Genomic DNA, 18327 nt, shown 5'->3' with positions numbered 1-18327 from the left:
ACCACGCGTTCCCATACCGAACACGACCGTTAAGCCCTCCAGCGCCAATGGTACTTAGACCGCAGGGTCTTGGGAGAGTAGGACGTCGCCAAGCACGAGAGACCTATCGCATGTGATGCGATAGGTTTTTTGTTTTATCCATTACCAATCATTCATGTCAAATAAAGAAGCCTTAGATCGCTCCATATGAGCTTCTAAGGCTTTGCTGTTACCGGCGGTAATAAGAGGCTTCTCTAGACTCAAGCCGTAAGACGCCGTCCTTCTGTTCTTTACGGAAGGTGAAGGAGAGAAGCATGCGTGGAATTAGCAGCCACAGATGCCAGCTAACGATGCTGATCATTAAAGATTCTTTGATCCAAGGATAGAGGAGTGCGATAGCGCATAAGCCGATCCAGAACATATGGCGGTGCACACGTCGGAATAATTGGAGTTTAATATCGTTAGCCGGTTTAAAGCCGATCCACGGCGGCGTGATGCGCCATATCCATTTTCGATCGGCGGCTTCGTCAACGCGGATAAAGGTAAGCAAAATAATGGCGATATGGATGATCTGGACGACGGCAAAACCAAACAACCAAGAAAATAAACCATCCATTTGATACATAAGCATTTGAAAGGCGAGTAAAATGGCTGCAATGAGCAAATGGCTCTGGATGAGCTCAGGACGAATGATCTTTCTTTTGACGAGCTGGTATTGATAAATGGTGGCATTTTGTTGTTCGGATAGTTTTTGGCGCATGAATGAACGTCCTTCCGTCTGAAATACAGTAACTCTCGTTAACTATATCGGTATTTATTAGTAATCTGTCCATAGTTTCGGCTAAACAATTTTGCTTGTGCAGTAACCATTAGCCCAGATGCGGCATACGATATATAAATATTTGAAATGCGCTATGAAACAAGTATAAATAGATAGACTATGTGCCATAATAATAGCTATATAGGAACGAACAGAAAGCGGGGATTGTCATGAACGATAATCGCGAGCATAAATGCAACATTTGCAATGAACAGAAGGCCGAAGGCGAAGGCATTCGGATTGTTAGCGGCTTTATTTGCGAGACGTGTGAAGAAGAAATGGTACGTACAGATGTTAAAGATGCGAAATACCCCTTTTTCATTCATCAAATGAAGCAAATCTTTTTGGGCGAAAATGCTTGAGCGGTTTCTGACTACAGAAGCTGCTCTTTTTTTGTGGCCTAATTCGGGTACAATAGATGTTATTACCGAAAGTGAACGTTTGGCCGAAAGGAATGCTATTATATGAAGAAACTTTTTAGGGCTCCTATATTTGAGGCACTTATCAATCATGCGACTAGTGACCCGGTGGGGTTTCATGTACCAGGGCATCATGGGGGACAAGCATTAAAGCAAGACTTATGGGATGAACAAATGAATGGCAATGCGCTTGCTTATTTTGAGAAGATCATGCAGCTGGATGTAACAGAGCTTTCGTCAACCGACGATTTGCATCATCCTGAAGCATCTATAATGGAAGCTCAGAAATTAGCAGCTGTGACATTTGGCGCAGAGGAGACCTATTTTCTGGTGGGAGGAAGCACTTCGGGCAACATTGCTTTACTGCTTACGGTATGCGAGCCGGATGATATTATTATCGTGCAGCGCAATGTACATAAATCGATCATTAACGGCTTGAAGCTGGCAGGAGCTAGAGCAGTCTTTCTAACGCCCCAAATTGAACCGCAAACGGGACTCACGACAGTTCCTACGGTGCGGCAGGTAGAGGAAGCACTTGCGGCATATCCGGAGGCAAAGGCGGTTTTCTTATCAAATCCAAATTATTATGGCATGGGAGTAAAGCTCAAGCCTTATATTGATGTTGTTCATTCGTATAATAAGCCCATAATGATCGATGAGGCGCATGGAGCACATTATGGCCATCACGCATCATTCCCAAAGTCGGCAGTATACGAGGGTGCAGATGCGGTTGTACAGTCGGCACACAAGACGCTTCCTACCTTGACGATGGGTGCATTGCTCCATGTACAAGGAAGCAGGATACCAAGGGATACACTGCAACAGTCTTTAGCGATGATTCAAAGCTCAAGCCCCTCTTTTCCGATTCTTGCTTCAATCGATATTTCCCGAGCAATGATTGATACTTTGGGGGATCGCTTATTTGACCAAAGCATGCGTTCGGCTGCCGCTTTCCGTGAATGGCTGGAACAGCAGCAAGCAACGCCAATAAGTGAAATGAAGATAGAAGACGAAAGGTCCGATACACTGCGCTTAGACCCGTTAAGAGTCGTTATGTACGACAGATCAGGAACATACTCGGGTTATGAGCTTCAGAAGCATTTGGAGCGCTATGGGTGCTTTGCAGAGATGGCTGATCCCCGTTATGTAGTGCTCGTATTCGGTATTCAGACCTCCTTACGCGATACGCAGAGGCTTCAGGAGGCTATAGCGGCGATTAACGATGGGAATATGAAGCAAGGATCAGATATAAAGAGTATGCCGTACATAAATGAAGGCTTACAGCTTTCGAATACCGAGCCTGTTTCGTTTGCCAGAGCTAGGTTTAAGAATAAAGCAAGTTTACGAATACAATTAAGCGCAGCGGAACACCATATATCGGCTGAGATGGTTACTCCATACCCGCCAGGCATAGCCATCCTATATCCAGGGGAGAGGATAACGGCAACCATGATTGCGCATATTCAGCATCTCTCCGCGATGGGGGCGAAATTCCAAGGAGCAGCCGATCCTGACATGGAGACGATTAGGGTATACCAAGAATAGGGACGGATAGCCTATGGGAATTTGCTTTTGCTGCAAATCTTCATTGTACAAGGGGTATCGCTTTGTTAATATAGAAGAAAGTATAGTTAACATAAACGTTAGGAGAAGCCTTAGCTTGAAAAAAGGTGTTTTCATTACCATAGAAGGCGGCGAAGGAGCCGGCAAATCGACACTGATTGAACAGCTTTCGAATACGATGCTTCAAAGGGGAAAATCGGTCCTTATGACGAGAGAGCCTGGAGGTATTCCGATTGCTGAGCAAATACGTGCCGTCATATTGGATCGCAGCAATGTCACCATGGATGCAAGAACAGAAGCGCTGCTTTATGCAGCTGCAAGAAGGCAACATTTAGTTGAAAAGGTCGTTCCCGCACTGGAGCAAGGCCATATTGTCATTTGTGATCGATTTGTCGATAGCAGTCTTGCTTATCAAGGGCATGCGCGAGGACTTGGCATGGATGAGGTATGGGCGATCAACCGGTTCGCTATCCAAGAGCTTATGCCTGATCTGACCATCTACATGGATGTGTCTCCAGATGTAGGTCTTGAGCGAATCGCACAGGCGTCAGAGAGAGAAATCAACCGTTTGGATCTCGAAAAGCATTCCTTCCATGAGAAGGTAAGAGAAGGCTACATGCAGCTGCTTCAGCAGAATCCAGATCGAATCGTGCTTGTAAATGCCGAACAGAGTCAGCAAACGGTGTTTGATGACGTTTTACAGGCAATTGAGAACCGTTTTGCAGGATTTTTTGCAACCGATGTCAAATTTAAAGGTATGGTTTAATTTTAGACCATCGAAGGGCATAGTCTTTTGCGGCTAATAATTGCTCAAATAAGTTTGGCAATAACATGCAAGCGCTCAATAACCTATTCTAATAGTAGTCAAGGGGGAATGAAGATGAAATTAGTAATCGCGGTTATTCAAGATAAGGACAGCAATAGACTCTCAAATGCTCTAGTGCGTGAAGGATTTAGAGCAACGAAGCTTGCAAGTACAGGCGGCTTTCTAAGAGCAGGAAATACGACGTTTATGATCGGTATTGAGGATGAGCGGGTGCACGAGGTGCTGCAGGTCATCAATTCCAATTGCAAGGTGCGCGACCAGCTTGTTACTCCTGTATCACCTATGGGCGGATCAACGGATTCCTATATCCCATTCCCTGTTGAAGTGCAGGTTGGAGGCGCAGCCGTATTTGTAGTACCAGTCGAAAGATTTGAGCATTTCTGAATGGGCGTGACATTCGATGAAAATTGATCAAGGCTTCCGGCCGCTAGGCCAAAATCGTCCAGGCAACGAGGCAGCAAGTAAGCAGGTTCAGCCTAGGAGCTTTGCCGACGTCATGGTTCAACAAGATGCTGACCGTACCCAAGAGCAGCTTCAGCAGAAGCTGCAGGACATTCACAGACAAGGCGATCGTCTTGCCAAAATAATGACGGTTCGCGAGCTTAAGCTGTATCGTCAGATGATCAAGCAGTTTTTGGAGGATACCATCAGACGCGGCGTCGTACTGAAGGAAGTCAAAGGCTTTGATCGAAGGGGCCGTATTAAAAGATATAAACTGCTAGATGAGATTGATGAGACACTCGTCTCGATGGCCGAGGATTTGCTCGATAGCGAGCAAGGCAGAATTGACTTGCTTAACAAGATCGGGGAGATACGAGGCCTGCTTATCAATTTATTATTTTGATGAGAACCGGGCAGGGAAAGGTTAGGAACGGCTATGAGCCTTGAACAAATAACAGGGCAATGGAAAGCGCAGCGGATTTTGACTCATGCGCTGCAGAGCGGCAAGATCTCACACGCTTACTTATTTAACGGACCTTCGGGTACAGGAAGAATGGCAATGGCGCGTGAATTTGCTAAGGCGCTGTTCTGTACAGCAGGCGGCGCCGTTGCATGCGGAGAGTGCTTGGAGTGCAGGAAGTTTGAGCACGGCAATCAAACGGACCTAACGACAATCGCGCCGGATGGCCAATCGATAAAGATCGACCAAATTCGCGAGCTGCAGCGGGACTTCTCTTACCGAAATAGCGGGACGAAGCGCAAAGTATATATGATTGAGCAAGCTGACAAAATGACGATGCAGGCAGCAAATAGCTTGCTCAAATTTTTGGAGGAGCCGTTATCGCCGGTTGTAGCTATTTTGATAACCGATAATGGACAAGCTGTTCTGCCTACCATCCGCTCTCGCACGCAGTGGGTGCCATTTCTACCGATGTCGCCAGAGAGCATGCTGCAGACGTTAATTGCCGAAGGAGCGCCTCCTACATTAGCCCGAACCGTTGTTCAATTAACGTCGGGTTTGGATGGAGCTAGACAATTTCTCCAACAGAATCAGTTTGCAGAAATCAGAAGCCTAGTGATACAATTAGGCAAGGAGAGTTTGACCCGATTCACCGCGGCGATGATCACTGCTGGACAACAGCTTTTTAAGACGGATTTAGTGGAGCATACACAATTGCTGTTGTCGTTGTTAGTTATATGGTTTAAAGATTTGATTCAGTTCCAGGCCGGAAGGCAGGACAACATCGTTTTTATAGATCAGTTGGAATGGATAAGCAAGCACGCGTTTGATCGATCGTTCGCAGGCTGGGTGTCCTGCATAGAGCATACGCTTGAAGCAAGTAAGCGCATGCGTGCAAATGTAACGCCTCAGCTCGCATTTGAGCAACTATTGGTAAACTTACAGGAGGGCTAATTCTTGTATAATGTCATCGGTGTTCGCTTCAAGAAAGCGGGCAAGATCTATTACTTTGATCCGGTCGAGCATCCCGTGGATAAGGAACAACATGTTATTGTTGAAACAGCACGCGGAATCGAATACGGTAAAGTGGTGGTGGGACAGAAGCAAGTCGGTGAATCGGATGTTGTACTTCCTCTAAAGAAAGTAATACGCATTGCAAGCGATGTAGACGCTAAAGTCGTCGAAGAAAATCGCGCAGCAGCCAAAAATGCGTTCTCTACTTGTCTTGAAAAGATTAAAGGTCATCAGCTTCGCATGAAGCTGGTAGACGTAGAATTTACGTTTGACCGCAACAAAATTATTTTTTACTTTACGGCAGAAGGCCGTGTCGACTTTCGCGAGCTAGTTAAAGATTTGGCTAGCGTGTTCCGTACAAGAATTGAGCTAAGGCAAATTGGCGTACGGGACGAAGCGAAGATGCTTGGTGGAATCGGTCCTTGCGGACGAGTGTTATGCTGCTCCTCTTGGCTGGGCGATTTTGAGCCCGTATCGATTAAGATGGCTAAGGATCAGAATTTATCACTTAATCCAACTAAGATATCCGGTTTATGCGGGCGTCTTATGTGCTGCCTGAAATATGAGCATGACAACTACGAAAGCATTCGTGAAGAACTTCCGGCTATTGGAAAATTCGTTGTCACCTCATATGGGGAAGGTAAGGTTACTGGCATAAACACATCCACGAAAAGCGTGTATGTGCAATTATTTGATACACCAGGTAAACCGAAAGAACTGTCGATGGATGATGTCGTCATCAAATAAGCGGCAGAGTGCGATTCTCACGGGTGAGGTTACACTCACGCTTGAAGCTCTGGGGTGGGAACTTGGAGAAGAAAGATATATTCTTGAAAATGGACGAGCTGGATAACCAAGTAGGTACGTTCCATAAGGAGCTGACGGCTTTGAAGCAGAAGGTAAAAGAACTGTTAGAAGACAATAAGCGTCTGAGTGAAGAGAACAACCAGCTGCGTCAACTGTTTAAAAGAGAAGCGGAGCTTGAACGTGAAGTCGTTAAAGCTCCAGCCAAAGGCAAAAAATCGGGTGCATCCCAAGAGGTGCAGGTGCTTGCCGAGCAAGCATTCGCAGAAGCGAATGTAGCAATCGGAGAAGGCCATGATAATTTGACCCGGCTGTACCACGAAGGATTCCACATTTGCAACGTATATTACGGGCATTTGCGGACGGAGGGTGACTGTTTATTCTGTCTATCCTTTCTAAATAAATAGTGGAATCCGTATCGACATGCCGTCCTTGCCGCAAAGGGCGGTATTTTTATTAACAGGACTTGTGAAAAAAAGGATGGACATTATTACCGATTAATGAAAAGGAGCGGCTTAAAACGTGTCGGAACAAACTCTATTAGCAGCTAATGAACGGCTTGATGATTTAATGACGGAATCAGGACTAAAAATTATACAGAGCAGGGAAGTATTCAGTTTCTCGCTTGACGCTGTGCTGCTTTCTCGGTTCGCAAGCGTACCGAAGCATGGCCGTATAGTCGATTTATGTACGGGTAACGGTGTTATTCCCATGCTTCTCACTACAAGAACAAATGCGAAGATTGATGCGGTTGAAATTCAGCCAAGACTTGCGGATATGGCTAGAAGAAGCATCTTGCTCAATCAGTTGACGGAGCAAATAACGGTTATTGAGCAGGATTTGAAATTGTATCCGAAGCTTGCGGGCAATGGGGTATATGATGCAGTGACGGTTAACCCGCCTTATATGCCGGTAACGGCAGGCGACCAGAATGAAAACGAGCATTATGCGATTGCTAGGCATGAAATACACTGTACGCTTGATGATGTTGCGGAAGCATGTTCGAGGCTCGTACGTCCCGGCGGGAAGGTGTCCATGGTCCATCGGCCATCACGCTTGCTGGATATCGTCGAAACGATGCGCAAATGGCGGCTTGAGCCGAAGCGGATCCAATTTGTTCATCCTCATGCGAATGCGGAAGCCAATATGGTATTAATAGAAGCGATGCGGGATGGAAAGCCTGATATTAAGCTTCTTCCGCCGATTATGGTATATGAGAATGGGGTGCAAATCGTTTGAACATACAGAAAAGCTTCTCAGAGGCTGCAAAAGAAATTACAGGCAGCCTATATTTAGTAGCTACGCCAATCGGCAATTTAGAAGATATGACATTCCGTGCGATCCGTACACTAAAGGAAGTACAGCTGATCGCCGCTGAGGATACAAGGCAAACACGCAAGCTGCTTACGCATTTTGAAATCGGTACCCGCATCGTCAGCTATCATGAGCATAATAAGCGGGCAAGCGGGCCAGAGCTTATCCGGCTGCTGCTGGAGGGACAATCGATTGCATTAGTAAGCGATGCGGGGCTGCCGGCAATTTCCGATCCTGGCGCTGATCTTGTGAAAGAAGCAGTTGAACATAATATCCCCGTTATTCCTATTCCTGGGGCAAACGCCGCCTTATCTGCGCTTATCATGTCAGGATTGCCGACAGAACGTTTTTTATTTGCCGGATTTCCGCCACGTGAACGTAAATCGTTAATGAAGTGGCTGAAGGATATGCAGGCTCAGAGAGGAACCCTTCTTTTTTACGAGTCCCCCCACCGTATTGGCAAAACATTGGAAGCAGTACTAGAATGTCTGGGTGATCGCCATGTTGCATGCGTAAGAGAGTTAACGAAGCGGCATGAAGAGGCGGTGCGCGGGCGAGTATCAGAATGTATAGATTGGTTTGCGGAGCATCCGCCGCTGGGCGAGTTTTGTATCGTAGTCGAAGGATCAGAAGGATCTGGCGCAAGCGAGCAGCCAGCTGCCGACATCTGGTGGTCAGAGCTTGAACTTGCTGCCCATGTTGCCCACTATGAAGAGCAGTATGGTCGGAAGGAAGCCATTAAAATGGTTGCCATTGATCGAGGATTGCCAAAAAGAGATGTATATAATGAGGTTAATAGATAAAGCTGTATAAGAAACCATTAATTAGACAAAAAAAAGACCTTCCTGGCCGGGTTCAAGCTCAGGAAGGCATCAAGGAGTATAAAAAAGGTTAGAATTAACAAGTTGATAAGTACAGTATAACCGATTTTTTTTATTTTGTCACAGGTGTTGGCATTTCAGACAAACAAATATGACAAACAATTTTTCCTTTGAAGTAAGATACGTTTTCTGCATTGCCACAGAAGATACATGCAGGCTCGTATTTTTTAAGCATGATGCGCTCGCCATCCACGTAGATTTCAAGTGCATCTTTTTCGCCTATTCCTAGTGTACGGCGTAATTCGATTGGAATAACGACCCGTCCTAGTTCATCAACCTTACGAACAATACCAGTAGATTTCATCATAATCTATCATTGCCCCTCTCAAAATACAATTCGCCATCGTTCGACATAAATTTTGCTTTTATGATTACTATAATACCAACGATTACCATAATAGTCAACCAATAAAATTGACTTTCAAAGCCGTCAGGTTAAGTATTTGACTATACACAAGGCTCATATTACTCTGTAATAGAATACAACAGCTTCGACATTTTGGAAACTAATTTACGACACTATTCGACAATAGTTTCACTTAATGTGTCGAAAATATGAACAAAGGAGATGAGAGACGATGAAGCAACAGCTGACCGAAGAGAAGGTTTTTAAGGACCCTGTCCATCATTATATATATGTTCAGGACCAAACGATTTGGGATTTAATCAATACGAAAGAGTTCCAGCGATTGAGAAGAATCCGCCAATTAGGAACCTCGTATTTAACTTTTCATGGTGCTGAACATAGCCGATTTTCACATTCGCTAGGAGTCTATGAAATTACGCGTAAAATTATTTCTCAATTCGAGCGTAACGGCTATCCCGATTGGCCTGCCGAGGAGCGGCTGGTCTCGCTTTGTGCCGCGCTGCTGCATGATGTCGGTCACGGCCCGTTCTCCCACTCCTTAGAAGAAGTATTCGACACGGATCATGAAGAGTGGACATGCAAAATCATACTGGAGAACACGGAAATCAACCAAGTGCTGCGGGCCGTATCGGAAGAGTTCCCCGCGCAAGTTGCTGCAGTTATCCGAAAAACATATCCAAAGCCCATCGTCGTAAGTCTCATTTCAAGTCAAATGGATGCTGACCGTATGGACTATTTGCTTAGAGATGCTTATTATACCGGTGTCAACTATGGAACCTTTGACTTAGAGCGCATATTACGGGTATTGCGTCCCTATAAAGGGCAAATTGTAGTGAAAGAAAGCGGAATGCATGCCGTAGAGCATTATTTGATGTCTCGCTATCAAATGTATTGGCAGATTTACTTCCATCCAGTTACAAGAAGCTCTGAGATTATTTTACGTCAAATATTTCGTAGAGCGCAGGAGCTTTATGTGGGTGGCTACACATTTGATTGGATGCCGAGCTCACTAAAAGGATTGCTTCACAACTCGATTACGGTGCAAGATTATTTGAAGCTGGATGAAGCACTCGTGCAGACCGCTTTCACGCAGTGGGCAGAGGAGCAGGATTCGCTGTTAAGCGATTTATGCGATCGATTTATGAACCGCCATTTATATAAGTACATAACGATCGAAAATCCGGATGAGGACCTTTTGAATGAGATCGGCCATTGCTTCTCTTCTATAGGAATGAATCCGGATTACCATATGGAAATTGACTTCCCGTTTGACCTTCCTTATGACGTATATCGACCGGACAAAAAAGAAGGAGAAAAGAAAGAAAAAGCGCCGATTTTGTTGTTAGACGGGCAAGATGAAATAAGCGAAATATCTGCCAAATCCGACATCGTTCGCTCGATTACGGGGCTGCATCAAGGCCAGTATCACTTGTATTATCCGGAAGAGCCGCTCAAAAAAAATATTTCCCTGATACCCGATTCGTTGAAAAAATTGTTTAAACTCGACTAAAGGAGCCTGACACTAACATGACATTACTTTTTGATACCCATACGCACTTAGACTCATATAAATTCGACGAGGATCGCGACGAGGTTATTCAGCGCGCGAAGGATGCAGGCGTACACATGCTGCTTAATATCGGCTTTAACCGTGAAACCATCCCAACGACGATCGCGCTTGCTGAGCAGTATGATTTTATTTATACGGCTGTTGGCTGGCACCCGGTGGATAGCATCGACATGCTTCCCGAGGATTTAGAATGGATCGAGCGCCTTTGCGCACATGAGAAGGTTGTTGCTATCGGTGAAATCGGCTTGGATTATCACTGGGACACGTCACCCAAAGACGTTCAGCAGCGTGTATTCCGCGAGCAAATCCGCCTAGCCCGCAAAGTAGGCAAGCCTATCGTTATTCATAACCGCGATGCGCATGAGGATGTTATTCGGATTTTGCAGGAGGAAAATGCAGCCGAGGTTGGAGGGGTCATGCACTGCTTCTCAGGCAGCTGGGAAACCGCAAAACAATGCCTGGATATGAATTTTTATATTTCGTTCGGAGGGCCGGTTACTTTCCAAAATGCAAGGGTACCCAAAGAGGTGCTTAAGCAGGTTCCGCTCGATAAAATTTTGATTGAAACCGATGCTCCATATTTGGCTCCTCATCCGTTCAGAGGGAAGCGAAATGAGTCCTCGTATGTGGCACTCGTCGCACAGACAGCAGCCGAATTATTAGGCAAATCTGTTGAAGAAATAGGCGCAATTACGACCGAAAACGGAAAAAAATGTTTTGGTATTGTCTGAAAACGAGAGAACCAGAGAGAATTTAAGACCTTTATTGCGTAAAAACTAATTTTTATAGCGATTATCGCTTAATTTTTCCGTCTTTATCCACCTTTTTCGCTTAAATCGTCTTTTATCGTATCTTTACAATTCACCTCGTATGAGGGTATGATTCAACTCAGAGCATTACATTTTGTATTGGATTTCCAGTTTGCGCTTAATCTCCATTTGGAGAGCGGGGGAACCAAATACGGGTTTTTGTACCGTGTTTTGAATTCTTCAAGGGGTGAATTTCGGAGCCTTTGCCATGAGCATTGCGTTTTCGAATAGGGCGTCTCTCTTGCCCGAATCCGTCAGCTAACCTCGTAAGCGTTCATAGAGAGTGATCAACCTCGTGCATCCATTTTTCTGTATCCCAGTGTAATCATTTACCGGGAAGCCACGAAACAGATCCTCTGTCGACGGCTTCTTTTTATTTTCGAATAAACGGGAATTTGTCGACATAGGGATTAAAGATGGGGGTGGGAGGATCGATAGCAGTACTGGATTGCGTGCTTGCACGCCAATATACTATAGTCGCGTCAGTTGTATCATGCGTAACACTTGGCGGCGGGGCTATGAAGGAGGACCGATGAAGTGGGAATACTCCAGGTTAAGGACACCCATGGGAAACGATCATCCAGCATGTCTTTCGCATTGCGATGGAAGCGTGAAAACTTGCGTTTGATTCTTTTGAGTGCTACTATCTCAATCGCTATGACTTTCATGTTTTTGGTGTTGTTGTACGGAACGGCTGTCAAAAGCGTCTCCGTAGTAGTGAACGGACAAGAAACCATTGTGGAAACGAAGCAATGGGTCCTGCAACGCCTACTGGATGAACAAGCTATCGCAATTGGACCACATGATGAGGTGTCCATACCGCTTAATGCGGCAATAAAGGACGGAGATCGAATTGAGGTTACTCAAGCGATTCCGGTAATTGTGAAAGCTGATGGCAAGACCTCTACTGTATATACGACAGAGAGAACAGTGCAGGCAGCGATCGAGGAATTAAATATTCCAGTTCGTAATCATGATAAAGTAATGCCTCCGCTTAATACGGTAGTTGATTCGGAATTAACGGTAACGGTCGTACGTGTCGACACGAAGGTGTCTGAATCCGAGCGCGCCATGCCGTACTCTATCGTAAAGAAGAAAGATCCTACGCTGGAAGCGGGCAAGGAAAAGCTCGTGCAAACCGGTAAGGAAGGCCTTATTGTTGAACATATCGAGAAGCAGTACGAGGACGGCATTCTCATTTCGAAGAAGATGGTCAGCAAGGTTGTCCAGACCGCTGCAGTTGACCAGGTTGTCGTTATCGGAACGAAGAAGGCTGAGCCAAAAGTTTCTGTGCTCTCTAACAAAAGCCAGAGCGTTGCAACGCTTACGAAGAGCGGTGTATCGTTCAAGGCCAAGACCGTACTTAAGAACTTCACGCTGACTGCCTATTCGGCAGGTGTCGCTTCTACAGGTAAAGATTCCGACCATCCGGATTACGGGATTACAGCATCTGGCTCCCGTGTGAAAGAAGGACGAACGATAGCGGTTGATCCAAAGGTTATTCCGATTGGCTGGTGGGTTTATATTGAAGGGATCGGTTTCCGCCGGGCTGAGGATACGGGCAGCGCGATAAAAGGAAACAAAATCGACGTATACTTCGATAGCAACAAAACGGCAAATAAGTTTGGCAGGAAGAAGGGCTTTACCGTTTACGTGCTCGGGCCTAATAAACCAACGTCAAGCTAATATGCGGGTTTACCATCATCTTATCGTAATATTCAATTAAATATGCCATCATAAGGAGAGGCACCGCCTCTTCTTTTTGCATGTTTGCGGGTTTATAAGAGTTTATGTTGAAGGGAATGGTCTTGATGATCAAAGAGATCATTGTCGTTGAAGGTAAAGACGATACCGCAGCGATAAAACGGGCGGTTGAAGCGGACACCATAGAGACGAACGGCTCGGCTATCGGCGAGGACGTGCTGAGAAGAATTGCGCTTGCGAACGAGCGCCGCGGCATTATTATATTTACAGATCCCGACCATGCGGGAGAGCGAATTCGCAAAATCGTTGCGCGTCACGCGCCCGGTTGCAAGCATGCTTTTTTGCCACAGGAGCAAGCTTTGTACAAGGGAGATATCGGCATTGAGAATGCAAGCCCGGATGCGATTCGCACGGCACTCTCAGAGCTCCGTACAGAGTCGCTTGACGAATCGGGAGAGATTAGCTTTGAGGATTTAATGGAAGCGGGGCTTATTGTTCATCCAGACGCTTCTAATCGACGCTTGGTTATGGGCAAGCTACTCGGGATCGGTTATGCAAACGGCAAGCAGTTCTACAAGCGTTGTACAAGCTTTCGCATTTCCAAGGTGGAATTTGCAGAAGCGTTTAAGCAAATGGAAGAGGAACTGGGGGGTTAGGAAATGAGCGATCACGATCAAAATGAGCAAAGCAAGGCTGCGGTGAAATCGGCACCCTTCGAGGTAGCAACGCCAAAGCGGACCAAAGAGATTATTGCCAAATACGGCTTCTCTTTCAAGAAAAGTCTAGGGCAGAACTTTCTGATTGACCAAAATATTTTGAACAATATCGTTGCAGCAGCTGAGCTGGATGAAACGAAGGGAGCGCTTGAGATCGGTCCCGGGATTGGCGCGCTTACGCAGCGTCTTGCGCAAGCTGCCGGCAAGGTGGCGGCGGTCGAGATCGATAACCGGCTTATTCCGATTTTAAAGGATATATTGGCTGAAGAGCAGCATACCACGGTCATTCATGGCGATGTGCTGAAGCTTGATTTGAAGCAGCTGTTCGAAGAGCAATTTGCCGATGTAACGGGCGTCAGTGTCGTAGCTAATTTGCCTTACTATGTGACTACGCCTATTTTGATGAAGCTGCTTGAGGAGAAGCTGCCGCTTGAGCACATCGTCGTGATGATTCAGAAGGAAGTGGCTGAGCGGATGGCAGCGAAGCCAGGAGGCAAGGAGTATGGCAGTCTTAGCGTGGCTGTCCAATATTACTGCGTGCCTAAGCTTGTCTGTACGGTGCCGCATACGGTGTTTATTCCGCAGCCAAACGTGGATTCGGCTGTTATTAAGCTATCCCTGCGCGATAAGCCGGCCGTTGATGTGCCGGACGAGGATCATTTTTTCCGTGTCGTGCAAGCGAGCTTCGCACAGCGCAGGAAGACGCTTGCGAACAATCTGACTGCATTTGTAGGCAAGGAACGGCGTGAGGCATTGACGGAGATGCTCCTGAAGAACGAAATTGACCCTATAAGGCGCGGCGAGACGCTTTCGCTTGAGGAATTTGCGCGGATTAGCCGCAGCATGCTGGAAGCGGGCTGGGGAGCTCAGGCGGTTAAGTCATAAAAATACTCACCATTCGCTCTATCTGCCCATAGGATAGAGGAAGAGGTGATTTACCCATGAAGCAAGGGGACCTGGTCGTCCGCAAATCGTATGGCGGTGACGTGCTATTTAAGGTTGAAGCTGTTCGTACAGAAACTGCTGTTCTGAAGGGCACGGACTACCGATTGCTTGCGGATGCTCCGATTCCAGATCTGTCGGTCGTACGCGATCCAGAATCGACAAGCGCGGTTCAGCAAGTTCGAATAAAAGTAAATGATTCCTTAAGACGTATGCACTCTGAACGAGAACGTCAAGCGATTGAGAACGAGGATAATATTCGGCATGCGATGCAGCAGAGCCAGCCATTTTTTGAAGTGCCAGGAAAAGTTCTTCATCTCGATGGCGACGGTAACTATTTGAAGAAGAGCATGCAGCTGTACAACACGATGCATGTTCCTTCGCATGGCCTTCATGTGCATGAATCCCAAATGGCTGATGTGCTGTACCGACTGCTGCCTCAAATCCAACCGGATATCGTCGTTATAACCGGACATGACGGTGTATTGAAAAACCGCGCACAAATGGACCTATACAGCCTAAGCAGCTACAAAAACTCACAGCATTTCGTTAATGCGGTTCGCGTTGCTCGTGAATACGAGAAGAATCGCGACGGATTGATTGTTATTGCGGGTGCTTGCCAATCGCATTTTGAAGCATTGCTTCAGGTAGGCTCCAACTTTGCGAGCTCGCCTGGACGTATTTTGATTCATGCGCTCGATCCCGTTTATATAGCCATTAAAGCGAGCTATACGTCGATTAAAGACACGATCAACTTAGCTGACGTTATTCATGGCACGATAAGCGGAATCGATGGTGTAGGCGGCATTGAGACGATGGGACGCTTCCGCGTTGGCATGCCGAAGCCTAAAATAACGGAATCCTCTTCTATGTTAAAGCAGTAAATCAGTAAAACAAATAACGCCGTTTAGGCGTTATTTTGTTTTTTAAGGTTGAAGCAACTTCTTAATATGTATATTATTTGCTATTTCATACACAGTTTTTTTAAAATGGGTGAAATCACCGTTGACAAGTAAATATTCCGGCTGATATAATATTTTGCTTTGTTTGACAAGCCTCCTTTTTTTAGTTATAATGGACAAGGAAAGAGGTGGTAGTGGACAATGGCAAAAAATGCGCTATTGGATATTAAACGCAGTTTGGAAGCTCATGTTGGCTCCAAAATCCGTCTTCGAGCGAACGGTGGCCGACGAAAGACCATCGAACGAACCGGCACGTTGGAAGAAACCTACCCTTCTGTTTTCATTGTTAAGCTGGATGAAGAGCAACATGCGTTCAAGCGTGTCTCTTACAGTTATGCGGATATACTGACCGAGTCGGTGGAAGTGACCGTATGCAATGATGAAGGTCAAGTCCGTATTGCCCATTTGCAACAATAGATTATATATCGCCTAGTGAGGCATGTTAGCGCAGAGAAATCTGCGCTTTTTTTTTATTAAAAAACTTACTTAGTGTTCTCGGGCGTGAGCCAATTCCAGCGCGTATGGACCCATTCAATTTGAAGCATACTACCTGTGCAATAGTGACAGCCTATATGCTTATCGTTAATTTGGAGTTGGAGGTAATGGAATGGGCCGCAGAAGACGTGGAGTGATGTCAGAGCAGTTGAAATATGAACTGGCTAAGGACCTTGGATTTTACGATACGGTGCAGCAAGAAGGCTGGGGCAGCATTCGTGCGAAGGACGCGGGCAACATGGTGAAGCGTGCGATACAGCTTGCCGAGCAAGCCGCTGCAAAGTCGAATCAGCCGTAAGCGGAACGTCATATTTATGCAGGCAAAAGCTAAGGTGTTGGCATTCGGAAATTAACCGTTTGTCATCTCTTAGCTTTTATTGCGTTCGTTTGATATAATGATGCTTAAGCTTACGAACGAACGGGTGAACTTATCGGATGAAAATTTATGAAAAAGCTCCTGCCAAAATTAATTTATTGCTCGATGTGCTCCGCAAGCGTGATGACGGCTACCATGAAGTCGAGATGATTATGACGATGGTTGACCTTGCAGATCGACTTGAAATGGAAGAGCTCCCTAGAGATACTATTATTATTTCAAGCCAAGTAGGCTACATACCTCTAGACGAGAAGAACCTAGCCTTTCAAGCGGCTAGGCTTATTAAAGAACGCTATGATGTGAAGCAAGGCGTATATATCCATTTGGACAAAAAGATTCCGGTCGCTGCGGGACTCGCCGGCGGAAGCAGCGATGCCGCTGCTGCGCTGCGCGGACTAAACCGGCTGTGGAAGCTGCAGATCCCTGAGGACGAGCTATGCCGACTTGGCGCTGAGCTTGGCTCTGACGTTCCTTTTTGCGTAACAGGCGGCACAGCGATTGCTCGCGGCCGTGGCGAGAAGCTTGAGCATATCGCGGCCCCTCCGCAGTGCTGGGTCGTGCTGGCGAAGCCGCCAATTAACGTTTCCACAGCAGACGTCTATGGCAGATTCCGGGCTAACGAGCTGAAAGAGCATCCTTCCATCCCTAATATGGTCGATGCGCTGCAGAGAGGCTCCTTTGCCGATATTTGTGACGGGCTTGGCAACGTACTGGAGAAGGTTACGCTGGATGTGTATCCGGAGGTCATGCAGCTGAAGGAAAGCATGATTCGTCTTGGCGCCGATGGCGTATTGATGTCAGGCAGCGGACCGACCGTTTTTGGCCTTGTGTCGAAGGAAGCCAAGCTTCCGCGCATTTACAATGGGCTCCGAGGTTTCTGCAAAGAAGTCTATGTGGTAAGAATGCTGACATAGGACTGACGTTCTTCTTGATTAAATCCGTATAAAAATGTTATATTGACATTATATTATTCGGATTTAGTGGGGGGAGATGTGTTTGAAGAAGTTGAAACGGAGCTCGCGGTTGGTTGAAATGACGCAATACCTATTAAGTCGACCCCACACGTTAATTTCACTGACAGCATTTGCTGATCGATATCAATCGGCAAAGTCTTCAATTAGTGAGGACCTGGCGATTATTAAAGAAGTGTTTGAGGAAGAAGGAATTGGTGAGCTTCATACACTTGCTGGAGCTGCTGGCGGAGTGAAATATACGCCGAAGATGCAGCAAACGACGGCTCTTACCATTATGACGAGCATATGCCGCCAGCTAGAGCAGCCTGAGAGGGTTCTTCCCGGCGGTTATTTGTATATAACGGATATGTTAGGCCAACCGGAGCTGCTGGCTGATGTCGGGAGAATGTTTGCAACCGCGTTCGCGGATCGGAAGATCGACGTCATTATGACGGTAGAGACAAAAGGGATACCACTTGCGTATGCAACGGCTGCCTGCTTGAACATACCGGTTGTCATTGTGCGGCGCGATAACAAGGTGACGGAAGGCTCCGCGGTTAGTATCAACTATGTATCGGGATCAACGAAGCGAATTCAGACGATGTCTTTGGCGCGCAGAGCGCTGAAGGAGCATTCGCGCGTTCTCATTATTGACGACTTCATGAAGGCTGGCGGGACGATCCAAGGAATGATGGATCTGCTGTTCGAATTCAAAGCTACAGTTGCGGGAGTAGGCGTATTTGTCGAGTCCGGCGAGGTAGAGCTCGAAGAACGTCTGCTTGAGGATTATGTATCCTTGGCTAAGCTGACTGCCGTTGATATGAAAACGAAGCAAACGACTGTTGTTCCTGGTAATTATTTTAAAGGATAAAATTGTCTGGAAATAATGGCTTATACTTCTTGATAGGAAAG

General features: G+C 46.3%; 22 protein-coding genes, 1 riboswitch and 1 other annotated feature. Of the genes, 20 read left to right on the top strand and 2 right to left on the bottom strand.

All coding sequences use genetic code 11. The features are described 5' to 3' along the window. Positions 1–84 (top strand) — a sequence feature (5S ribosomal RNA rRNA prediction is too short). A 124-nt stretch (positions 85–208) separates the two neighbouring features. Beyond that, on the bottom strand, positions 209–739 hold the full coding sequence (locus ADU23_RS08875) for a hypothetical protein (protein WP_053373404.1): 531 nt from the start codon (positions 737–739) through the stop codon (positions 209–211). A gap of 230 nt (positions 740–969) precedes the next feature. On the opposite strand from ADU23_RS08875, the gene ADU23_RS08870 reads away from it, so the two are divergent. From ADU23_RS08870 to rsmI, 10 genes are all read left to right on the top strand, one after another. Next, positions 970–1161 carry a sigma factor G inhibitor Gin gene (locus tag ADU23_RS08870; RefSeq protein WP_053373403.1) on the top strand — a complete coding sequence of 64 codons (192 nt, stop codon included), beginning with the start codon at positions 970–972 and terminating at the stop codon, positions 1159–1161. Between the two features lie 102 nt (positions 1162–1263). Further along, positions 1264–2763: an aminotransferase class I/II-fold pyridoxal phosphate-dependent enzyme gene (locus ADU23_RS08865; RefSeq protein WP_053373402.1), complete on the top strand. Its 1500-nt coding sequence runs from the start codon at positions 1264–1266 to the stop codon at positions 2761–2763. Positions 2764–2878: 115 nt separating this feature from the next. Then, the gene (gene tmk, locus ADU23_RS08860; protein WP_053373401.1) at positions 2879–3547 is read left to right on the top strand and encodes a dTMP kinase; all 669 of its coding nucleotides are present in this window, start codon (positions 2879–2881) and stop codon (positions 3545–3547) included. A 114-nt stretch (positions 3548–3661) separates the two neighbouring features. After that, the gene (locus tag ADU23_RS08855; protein WP_028609547.1) at positions 3662–3991 is read left to right on the top strand and encodes a cyclic-di-AMP receptor; all 330 of its coding nucleotides are present in this window, start codon (positions 3662–3664) and stop codon (positions 3989–3991) included. Between the two features lie 16 nt (positions 3992–4007). After that, on the top strand, positions 4008–4451 hold the full coding sequence (locus ADU23_RS08850; protein ID WP_053373400.1) for a YaaR family protein: 444 nt from the start codon (positions 4008–4010) through the stop codon (positions 4449–4451). Positions 4452–4484: 33 nt separating this feature from the next. Next, positions 4485–5462 (top strand): DNA polymerase III subunit delta', encoded by a 978-nt coding sequence (gene holB, locus ADU23_RS08845; protein ID WP_053373399.1) that lies wholly within the window; start codon positions 4485–4487, stop codon positions 5460–5462. A gap of 3 nt (positions 5463–5465) precedes the next feature. Then, a complete protein-coding gene (locus ADU23_RS08840; RefSeq protein ID WP_053373398.1) occupies positions 5466–6269 on the top strand; it encodes a PSP1 domain-containing protein in 804 nt (267 codons plus the stop codon). Positions 6270–6331: 62 nt separating this feature from the next. Then, complete coding sequence (locus ADU23_RS08835; RefSeq protein WP_053373397.1) at positions 6332–6733, top strand: initiation-control protein YabA; 402 nt, start codon at positions 6332–6334, stop codon at positions 6731–6733. A 163-nt stretch (positions 6734–6896) separates the two neighbouring features. Continuing rightward, the gene (locus ADU23_RS08830) at positions 6897–7565 is read left to right on the top strand and encodes a tRNA1(Val) (adenine(37)-N6)-methyltransferase (protein ID WP_053377544.1); all 669 of its coding nucleotides are present in this window, start codon (positions 6897–6899) and stop codon (positions 7563–7565) included. Beyond that, complete coding sequence (gene rsmI / locus ADU23_RS08825; protein WP_053373396.1) at positions 7562–8443, top strand: 16S rRNA (cytidine(1402)-2'-O)-methyltransferase; 882 nt, start codon at positions 7562–7564, stop codon at positions 8441–8443. The genes ADU23_RS08830 and rsmI overlap by 4 nt, the downstream gene beginning before the upstream one ends. Before the next feature lie 130 nt (positions 8444–8573). Here the strand turns inward: rsmI and ADU23_RS08820 are convergent, their stop codons facing one another. Then, on the bottom strand, positions 8574–8828 hold the full coding sequence (locus ADU23_RS08820; protein WP_028609554.1) for an AbrB/MazE/SpoVT family DNA-binding domain-containing protein: 255 nt from the start codon (positions 8826–8828) through the stop codon (positions 8574–8576). Between the two features lie 271 nt (positions 8829–9099). Here ADU23_RS08820 and ADU23_RS08815 point away from each other — a divergent pair, with 271 nt between their 5' ends. From ADU23_RS08815 to purR, 10 genes are all read left to right on the top strand, one after another. Next, positions 9100–10398 (top strand): HD domain-containing protein, encoded by a 1299-nt coding sequence (locus ADU23_RS08815; RefSeq protein ID WP_053373395.1) that lies wholly within the window; start codon positions 9100–9102, stop codon positions 10396–10398. A gap of 17 nt (positions 10399–10415) precedes the next feature. Then, positions 10416–11189, top strand: coding sequence for a TatD family hydrolase (locus ADU23_RS08810; protein ID WP_053373394.1), 774 nt, complete (start codon positions 10416–10418; stop codon positions 11187–11189). Positions 11190–11372: 183 nt separating this feature from the next. Continuing rightward, positions 11373–11556: riboswitch (cyclic di-AMP (ydaO/yuaA leader) on the top strand. A 248-nt stretch (positions 11557–11804) separates the two neighbouring features. Next, on the top strand, positions 11805–12953 hold the full coding sequence (locus tag ADU23_RS08805; protein WP_053373393.1) for a 3D domain-containing protein: 1149 nt from the start codon (positions 11805–11807) through the stop codon (positions 12951–12953). Positions 12954–13078: 125 nt separating this feature from the next. Further along, positions 13079–13627 (top strand): ribonuclease M5, encoded by a 549-nt coding sequence (gene rnmV / locus ADU23_RS08800; RefSeq protein WP_053373392.1) that lies wholly within the window; start codon positions 13079–13081, stop codon positions 13625–13627. Between the two features lie 3 nt (positions 13628–13630). Next, positions 13631–14572: a 16S rRNA (adenine(1518)-N(6)/adenine(1519)-N(6))-dimethyltransferase RsmA gene (gene rsmA / locus ADU23_RS08795; RefSeq protein WP_053373391.1), complete on the top strand. Its 942-nt coding sequence runs from the start codon at positions 13631–13633 to the stop codon at positions 14570–14572. Positions 14573–14628: 56 nt separating this feature from the next. Further along, complete coding sequence (gene yabG / locus ADU23_RS08790; protein WP_053373390.1) at positions 14629–15513, top strand: sporulation peptidase YabG; 885 nt, start codon at positions 14629–14631, stop codon at positions 15511–15513. A gap of 219 nt (positions 15514–15732) precedes the next feature. Then, on the top strand, positions 15733–16008 hold the full coding sequence (gene veg / locus ADU23_RS08785) for a biofilm formation stimulator Veg (RefSeq protein ID WP_053373389.1): 276 nt from the start codon (positions 15733–15735) through the stop codon (positions 16006–16008). 190 nt (positions 16009–16198) lie between these two features. Further along, on the top strand, positions 16199–16384 hold the full coding sequence (locus ADU23_RS08780; RefSeq protein ID WP_053373388.1) for a small, acid-soluble spore protein, alpha/beta type: 186 nt from the start codon (positions 16199–16201) through the stop codon (positions 16382–16384). A gap of 137 nt (positions 16385–16521) precedes the next feature. After that, positions 16522–17376 carry a 4-(cytidine 5'-diphospho)-2-C-methyl-D-erythritol kinase gene (gene ispE / locus ADU23_RS08775; protein WP_053373387.1) on the top strand — a complete coding sequence of 285 codons (855 nt, stop codon included), beginning with the start codon at positions 16522–16524 and terminating at the stop codon, positions 17374–17376. A gap of 82 nt (positions 17377–17458) precedes the next feature. Continuing rightward, positions 17459–18286, top strand: coding sequence for a pur operon repressor (purR, locus tag ADU23_RS08770; RefSeq protein ID WP_053373386.1), 828 nt, complete (start codon positions 17459–17461; stop codon positions 18284–18286). Positions 18287–18327: the final 41 nt, after the last annotated feature.

Origin of the sequence: Paenibacillus sp. FJAT-27812 (genome assembly GCF_001273905.1) — a bacterium.
Classification (GTDB): domain Bacteria; phylum Bacillota; class Bacilli; order Paenibacillales; family Paenibacillaceae; genus Pristimantibacillus.
Note: the sequence above shows the minus strand (reverse complement) of the source record. Positions and strands in the feature narration are given on the sequence as shown.

Coding starts and splice junctions, on each gene's coding strand:
- ADU23_RS08875 (WP_053373404.1), bottom strand. CDS start 739: ATGCGCCAAAAACTATCCGAACAACAAAATGCCACCATTTATCAATAC.
- ADU23_RS08870 (WP_053373403.1), top strand. CDS start 970: ATGAACGATAATCGCGAGCATAAATGCAACATTTGCAATGAACAGAAG.
- ADU23_RS08865 (WP_053373402.1), top strand. CDS start 1,264: ATGAAGAAACTTTTTAGGGCTCCTATATTTGAGGCACTTATCAATCAT.
- ADU23_RS08855 (WP_028609547.1), top strand. CDS start 3,662: ATGAAATTAGTAATCGCGGTTATTCAAGATAAGGACAGCAATAGACTC.
- ADU23_RS08850 (WP_053373400.1), top strand. CDS start 4,008: ATGAAAATTGATCAAGGCTTCCGGCCGCTAGGCCAAAATCGTCCAGGC.
- holB (WP_053373399.1), top strand. CDS start 4,485: ATGAGCCTTGAACAAATAACAGGGCAATGGAAAGCGCAGCGGATTTTG.
- ADU23_RS08830 (WP_053377544.1), top strand. CDS start 6,897: ATGACGGAATCAGGACTAAAAATTATACAGAGCAGGGAAGTATTCAGT.
- ADU23_RS08820 (WP_028609554.1), bottom strand. CDS start 8,828: ATGATGAAATCTACTGGTATTGTTCGTAAGGTTGATGAACTAGGACGG.
- ADU23_RS08815 (WP_053373395.1), top strand. CDS start 9,100: ATGAAGCAACAGCTGACCGAAGAGAAGGTTTTTAAGGACCCTGTCCAT.
- ADU23_RS08810 (WP_053373394.1), top strand. CDS start 10,416: ATGACATTACTTTTTGATACCCATACGCACTTAGACTCATATAAATTC.
- rnmV (WP_053373392.1), top strand. CDS start 13,079: ATGATCAAAGAGATCATTGTCGTTGAAGGTAAAGACGATACCGCAGCG.
- rsmA (WP_053373391.1), top strand. CDS start 13,631: ATGAGCGATCACGATCAAAATGAGCAAAGCAAGGCTGCGGTGAAATCG.
- yabG (WP_053373390.1), top strand. CDS start 14,629: ATGAAGCAAGGGGACCTGGTCGTCCGCAAATCGTATGGCGGTGACGTG.
- veg (WP_053373389.1), top strand. CDS start 15,733: ATGGCAAAAAATGCGCTATTGGATATTAAACGCAGTTTGGAAGCTCAT.
- ADU23_RS08780 (WP_053373388.1), top strand. CDS start 16,199: ATGGGCCGCAGAAGACGTGGAGTGATGTCAGAGCAGTTGAAATATGAA.
- ispE (WP_053373387.1), top strand. CDS start 16,522: ATGAAAATTTATGAAAAAGCTCCTGCCAAAATTAATTTATTGCTCGAT.